Annotated in this window: 6 protein-coding genes; 3 read left to right on the plus strand and 3 right to left on the minus strand. The window is 69.1% G+C overall.

Features of this window, described 5'->3' with window-relative positions:
* Positions 1-328 precede the first annotated feature (328 nt).
* Positions 329-1,816 (plus strand): glycosyltransferase family 87 protein, encoded by a 1,488-nt coding sequence (locus tag KN815_RS43305; RefSeq protein ID WP_216347242.1) that lies wholly within the window; start codon positions 329-331, stop codon positions 1,814-1,816.
* Positions 1,817-1,859: 43 nt separating this feature from the next.
* Here the strand turns inward: KN815_RS43305 and KN815_RS43310 are convergent, their stop codons facing one another.
* The 3 genes from KN815_RS43310 to KN815_RS43320 all read right to left on the minus strand — a co-directional run bounded on the left by KN815_RS43310 (position 1,860) and on the right by KN815_RS43320 (position 4,512).
* Positions 1,860-2,891: an alanine racemase gene (locus KN815_RS43310; RefSeq protein WP_078642420.1), complete on the minus strand. Its 1,032-nt coding sequence runs from the start codon at positions 2,889-2,891 to the stop codon at positions 1,860-1,862.
* A 66-nt stretch (positions 2,892-2,957) separates the two neighbouring features.
* Positions 2,958-4,076 carry a lipid II:glycine glycyltransferase FemX gene (locus tag KN815_RS43315; RefSeq protein ID WP_216347243.1) on the minus strand — a complete coding sequence of 373 codons (1,119 nt, stop codon included), beginning with the start codon at positions 4,074-4,076 and terminating at the stop codon, positions 2,958-2,960.
* A 118-nt stretch (positions 4,077-4,194) separates the two neighbouring features.
* Entirely contained in the window at positions 4,195-4,512 is a 318-nt protein-coding gene (locus tag KN815_RS43320; RefSeq protein ID WP_216347244.1) for a hypothetical protein, read from the minus strand.
* 229 nt (positions 4,513-4,741) lie between these two features.
* On the opposite strand from KN815_RS43320, the gene rpsF reads away from it, so the two are divergent.
* Both rpsF and KN815_RS43330 read left to right on the plus strand, forming a co-directional pair.
* Positions 4,742-5,032, plus strand: a complete 291-nt coding sequence (gene rpsF, locus KN815_RS43325) for a 30S ribosomal protein S6 (RefSeq protein ID WP_014061950.1) — start codon at positions 4,742-4,744, stop codon at positions 5,030-5,032.
* 82 nt (positions 5,033-5,114) lie between these two features.
* The coding region (locus tag KN815_RS43330) for a single-stranded DNA-binding protein (RefSeq protein WP_216347245.1) at positions 5,115-5,603 on the plus strand (489 nt) is incomplete at its 3' end.

Raw genomic sequence — 5,603 nt, forward strand, 5'->3', positions numbered from 1 at the left:
GGCGGCCAGAACGGTGGTCCGGGCGGTCCGACCACATCGCCGACCTCGGATCCGCCGGGCGGACCCGGAGGCATATTCGGCGGCCCGACCGGGGCCCGACGGAAGGACTAGCCCCGAGCCCCGTACGACCCGTGCACCACTCGCCGGCCGCGCCGGAGCGAACCCCGCTCCGGCGCGGCCGGCGCCGTTCCGGGCCCTGGACGGCCCTCTGCGCCCCTCGCACCCCGCTTCCCGCCCGGGGGACCCGCCGAGCCGTCCGCGGCGCGCTCAGCGGCCGCTGGGGCGGTCCTGACTCCTGCCGCCAGGCTCGTACGGCAGGATGGGGGCCATGAGCGTGCGCGAGGACCCACAGGCCGAGCCCGTCAGGCCGACCGCCGAGGACCCGCTGGCCGCGGCCGGCAGCGAGCTGATCGGCGGCCCGGCCGGGCGCCGGGCCCTGCTCGGCACGAGCTGGTGGACCCCGGTGCGGATCGTGGCGATCGCCGCCATCGGCATGTTCGCCCTGGGGATGGTGCAGAAGATGCCGTGCTACGACGGTGGCTGGTTCTACGGCGCCACCGCCCAGTACACCCACGCCTGCTACTCCGACATACCGCACCTCTACAACGGCCGCGGCTTCGCCAACGACCTCGTACCGTACTTCGACCGCATACCGGACAGCGTCTCGGGCGGGATGCAGTACCTGGAGTACCCGGTCCTCACCGGCCTCTTCATGGAGGTCGCCTCCTGGCTGACCCCGCACGGAGGCTCCATCCAGGACCGTGAGCAGATCTACTGGCTGGTCAACGCGGGCATGCTCATGGTCTGCACCGCGGTCATCGCGGTCTGTGTGGCCCGTACGCACCGCCGCCGCCCCTGGGACGCGCTGCTGGTCGCCCTGGCCCCCGCCTTCGCGCTCACGGCCACCATCAACTGGGACCTGTTCGCCGTCGCCCTTACGGCCGCCGCCCTGCTGATGTGGTCCCGCAGCCGCCCGCTGGCCGCCGGTGTGCTGCTGGGGCTCGCGACGGCCGCGAAGCTCTACCCCGGGCTGCTGCTCGGCGCGGTGCTGGTGCTCTGCCTGCGGGCGGGGCGGCTGCGGGCCTTCTGGACGGCGACGGGCGGAGCCGTGGCCGCCTGGCTCGTGGTGAACCTCCCCGTGATGATCACTACGCAGGGCGGTGGCCTGCACATCCGCGAGGGCTGGAAGACGTTCTACACCTTCAGCCAGGAGCGCCCCGTCGACTTCGGCTCCCTGTGGCTGATCATCTCGCAGCGCACCGGGAACCCCCTGGAGGACGTCAACACCTACGGGACCCTGCTGATGATCCTGGCCTGCGTCGGGGTGGCGGCGCTCGCCCTGTGCGCCCCGCGCCGTCCGCGCCTGGCCCAGCTCTCCTTCCTGATCGTCGCGGCGTTCGTGCTCACCAACAAGGTCTACTCACCGCAGTACGTGCTGTGGCTGATCCCGCTGGCCGCACTGGCCCGGCCACGCTGGCGGGACTTCCTGGTCTGGCAGGCGTGCGAGGTCATGTACTTCCTGGGGATCTGGATGTACCTCGCGTACACGGGCAGCGGCGACCAGCACCGGGGGCTGCCCGCCGAGGGCTATCAGTTGGCGATCGCCGTGCATCTGCTGGGGACGCTCTATCTGTGCGCCCTGATCATCCGGGACGCGCTGGTGCCGGAGCGGGACCCGGTGCGCAAGGACGGGGCGGACGACCCCGGAGGAGGCGTGCTGGACCGCGCCCCGGACGTGTTCGTGCTGGGACGGGCGCGGAGCGCTTCCCGGTACGAGGGCCCGGCGCTGGTGGACTGGGGTGTCCACCGGGAGTGAGTCCCGGACGGGGACCTCTCCCGGCGGCGCGGCCTCAGCGGCCTCAGCGGTCGAAAAGCCGGTCGAACTGGGTCGTGGTGTGCCGCAGATGCGCCACCAGCTCATCCCCCACCTGGGGTGCCTGGACATCGCCGGGCACGAACAGGATGGACACCTGCATATGCGGCGGCTCGGCGAACCACCGCTGCTTGCCCGCCCATACGAACGGCGAGAGGTTGCGGTTGACGGTCGCCAGGCCGGCGCGGGCTACCCCCTTGGCGCGGGGCATCACCCCGTGCAGCGCCTTGGGCGCCTCCAGACCGACGCCGTGCGAGGTGCCGCCCGCGACGACGACCAGATGGCCGTCGGAGGCGGACTTCTGCTGGCGGTAGCCGAAGCGGTCGCCCTTCGCCACCCGGGTGACGTCGAGCACCGAGCCCCGGTACTCCGTCGAATCGTGGTCGCCCAGCCACAGCCGGGTGCCGATGCGCGCCCGGAAGCGGGTCTGCGGGAACTGCTGCTGAAGCCGGGCCAGTTCCTCGGCCTTGAGGTGGCTGACGAACATGGTGTGCAGCGGGAGCCGTGCCGCCCGCAGCCGGTCCATCCAGGCGATGACCTCCTCGACCGCGTCCAGGCCGTCGGTGCGGTCGAGCGGGAGGTGGATGGCGAACCCCTCCAGCCGGACGTTCTCTATCGCGGCGTGCAGCTTGGGCAGGTCCTGCTCGGTGATGCCATGCCGCTTCATGCTGCTCATGACCTCGATGACCACACGCGCGTTCACCAGGCCGTAGACGCCGTCGACCGAGGAGACCGAGCGGATCACCCGGTCCGGCAGCGGCACCGGCTCCTCACCGCGCCGGAAGGGGGTGAGCACGAGCAGGTCACCGCTGAAGAAGTCCTTCATCCGGGCGGCCTCGTAGGTGGTCCCGACCGCGAGGACGTCGCTGCCCATGCGGGCCGCCTCCTCGGCCAGGCGCTCATGGCCGAAGCCATAGCCGTTGCCTTTGCAGACCGGGACTATCCCTGGGAACTGCTGGATCACCGTCTGCTGGTGCGCCCGCCAGCGCGCGGTGTCGACGTAGAGGGTGAGCGCCATTGACCGGTCCCGGAACCTTTCTCGTTGCCGCGGTGTATTGGAAGTATGGGAAACAGCGAATCGTGGTCAGCGTCGCGACATGTAGATGTCGAGTGCCTTGTGCAGGAGCTTGTTGAGCGGGAAGTCCCACTCGCCGAGGTACTCGGCAGCCTGCCCACCGGTGCCCACCTTGAACTGGATCAGACCGAAGAGATGATCTGTCTCGTCGAGGGAGTCGCTGATGCCGCGCAGGTCGTAGACGGTCGCGCCCAGCGCGTATGCGTCGCGGAGCATCCGCCACTGCATCGCGTTCGAGGGCCGGACCTCGCGCTTGTGGTTGGCCGAGGCGCCGTAGGAGTACCAGACATGGCCTCCGACGATCAGCATCGTGGCCGCAGCCACGACCTCGTTCTCGTGCATCGCGAAGTACAGCCGCATCCGGTTGGGGTCCTCGGTGTTGAGGGCCGTCCACATGCGCTGGAAGTAGCCGAGCGGGCGCGGCCGGAAGTGGTCGCGCTCCGCGGTGATCTCGTAGAGCCGCTGCCACTCGGGCAGATGCTCGTAGCCGCCCTGGACGACCTCGACACCGGCCTTCTCGGCCTTCTTGATGTTGCGGCGCCAGAGCTGGTTGAAGCTCTTGTGGACATCCTCCAGGGAGCGGTTCTCCAGCGGCACCTGGAAGACGTACCGCGGCTGGACGTCACCGAAGCCGGCCCCGCCGTCCTCGCCCTGCTGCCAGCCCATGCGGCGCAGCCGGTCGGCGACCTCGAAGGCGCGCGGCTCGATGAAGGTGGCCTCGACATCGCGCAGCCGCTTGACGTCGGGGTTCTGGATGCCCGACTTGATAGCGGTGGCGTCCCAGCGGCGGATGATGACCGGCGGTCCCATCTTCACGGAGAACGCGCCCTGCTGCTTCAGATGGGCGAGCATCGGCCGCAGCCAGTCCTCGAGGTTGGGCGCGTACCAGTTGATGACCGGGCCCTCGGGGAGATAGGCGAGATAGCGCTTGATCTTGGGAAGCTGCCGGTAGAGGACGAGGCCGGCGCCGACGAGCTGGCCCGTGGCGTCGAACCAGCCGAGGTTCTCCGAGCGCCACTCCGACTTGACGTCAGCCCATGCCGGGACCTGCATGTGGCTTGCCGCGGGCAGGCTCTGGATATACGCCAGATGCTGCTCTCGGCTGATCGTCCTCAGGGTCAGGCTCATGCGGGGCGCTCCTCGGCAGGTGTGTCCCCAGGGTCGGGGCTCCGGCTCTCGCGCCGAAGCCTACTGCGACCGGGACGCGCCCCGTTCGGGCCTGGGGGCAACCAGGCTCCGGGCGGGCTCAGCCCAGCACGCCGCCGAAGAGTCCGCCATGTGCCATGCCGAGGTAGAAGCCGACCCCCGCGGCACCGAGTCCGATGATCAGCACGAACCGCTCACCGGTGGTCGCGGAGATCAACTGGCCCCAGGCGCCGGTGATCATTCCGACCAGCCCGGTCCATGAGCTGACCAGGTGGAGCTGCGCGAAATGAGCCGTGACGAAGGCGATCGCCCCGATCACCAGCGTGGTCACGGCGAAAGCGTTCTCAACGGGATGCGACTTGCCATCGGTGTCCAGGAAGGAGAGCAAGCCGTGATGGGGTCGTGCTGCCTGTGCCATAGGGCACCTCCAGGTAGGCACATAGCGCAAAGCGGCGAACTGTAATGCCGCTCACACCCGATGTGTACAGATTGCGGGCTAAGACGCCCGGATTTCAAGCGGGAGGCCATAGCCAGGTACTGTGTACCGTCCGCGGTGGTGTCTGCACAGGCGCCGAAGCGGATACGCATCACGACCCTCCTGCCACGGAACGACCGTGGCCGCTGAGTCCAAAGGAGGTGGGTTCCACATGCGTCACTACGAGGTGATGGTCATCCTCGACCCCGATCTCGAGGAGCGCGCTGTCTCCCCGCTGATCGAGAACTTCCTTTCCGTCGTCCGTGAGGGCGAAGGCAAGGTCGAGAAGGTCGACACCTGGGGCCGTCGTCGTCTCTCGTACGAGATCAAGAAGAAGCCCGAGGGTATCTACTCGGTCATCGACCTACAGGCTGAGCCCGCGGTCGTCAAGGAGCTCGACCGTCAGCTCAACCTGAACGAGTCGGTCCTCCGGACCAAGGTCCTCCGTCCCGAGACCCACTGACGCGTAAGCGTTCAGCGGTCATCGGGGCCGTATCGCAACGAGTAGCAAGCAGCCCAGCAGTACCCGCCGAGAGGTTCCCCCAATGGCAGGCGAGACCGTCATCACGGTCGTCGGCAATCTCGTCGACGACCCCGAGCTGCGTTTCACCCCGTCCGGTGCGGCGGTCGCGAAGTTCCGCGTCGCGTCCACTCCCCGTACCTTCGACCGGCAGACCAACGAGTGGAAGGACGGCGAGAGCCTCTTCCTCACGTGCTCGGTGTGGCGGCAGGCCGCGGAGAACGTGGCCGAGTCCCTTCAGCGCGGCATGCGCGTCATCGTGCAGGGTCGTCTGAAGCAGCGGTCCTACGAGGACCGTGAGGGGATCAAGCGCACGGTCTATGAGCTGGATGTCGACGAGGTCGGCGCCAGTCTGCGCAACGCCACAGCCAAGGTCACCAAGACCACCGGTCGCGGTGGTCAGGGTGGTTACGGCGGTGGCGGCGGCCAGGGCGGCGGAGGCGGTTGGGGCGGCGGCCCCGGCAACTCCGGCGGCGGTCAGCAGGGCGGCGGCGCTCCGGCCGACGACCCGTGG

The sequence above is a fragment of the Streptomyces niphimycinicus genome (assembly GCF_018883605.1).
In the GTDB taxonomy this organism is placed as follows: Bacteria; Actinomycetota; Actinomycetes; order Streptomycetales; family Streptomycetaceae; genus Streptomyces; species Streptomyces niphimycinicus.

Bases quoted from the DNA above. Each gene is read 5' to 3' on its own strand.
- KN815_RS43305 (WP_216347242.1), top strand. From the start codon at position 329: ATGAGCGTGCGCGAGGACCCACAGGCCGAGCCCGTCAGGCCGACCGCC.
- KN815_RS43310 (WP_078642420.1), bottom strand. From the start codon at position 2,891: ATGGCGCTCACCCTCTACGTCGACACCGCGCGCTGGCGGGCGCACCAG.
- KN815_RS43315 (WP_216347243.1), bottom strand. From the start codon at position 4,076: ATGAGCCTGACCCTGAGGACGATCAGCCGAGAGCAGCATCTGGCGTAT.
- KN815_RS43320 (WP_216347244.1), bottom strand. From the start codon at position 4,512: ATGGCACAGGCAGCACGACCCCATCACGGCTTGCTCTCCTTCCTGGAC.
- rpsF (WP_014061950.1), top strand. From the start codon at position 4,742: ATGCGTCACTACGAGGTGATGGTCATCCTCGACCCCGATCTCGAGGAG.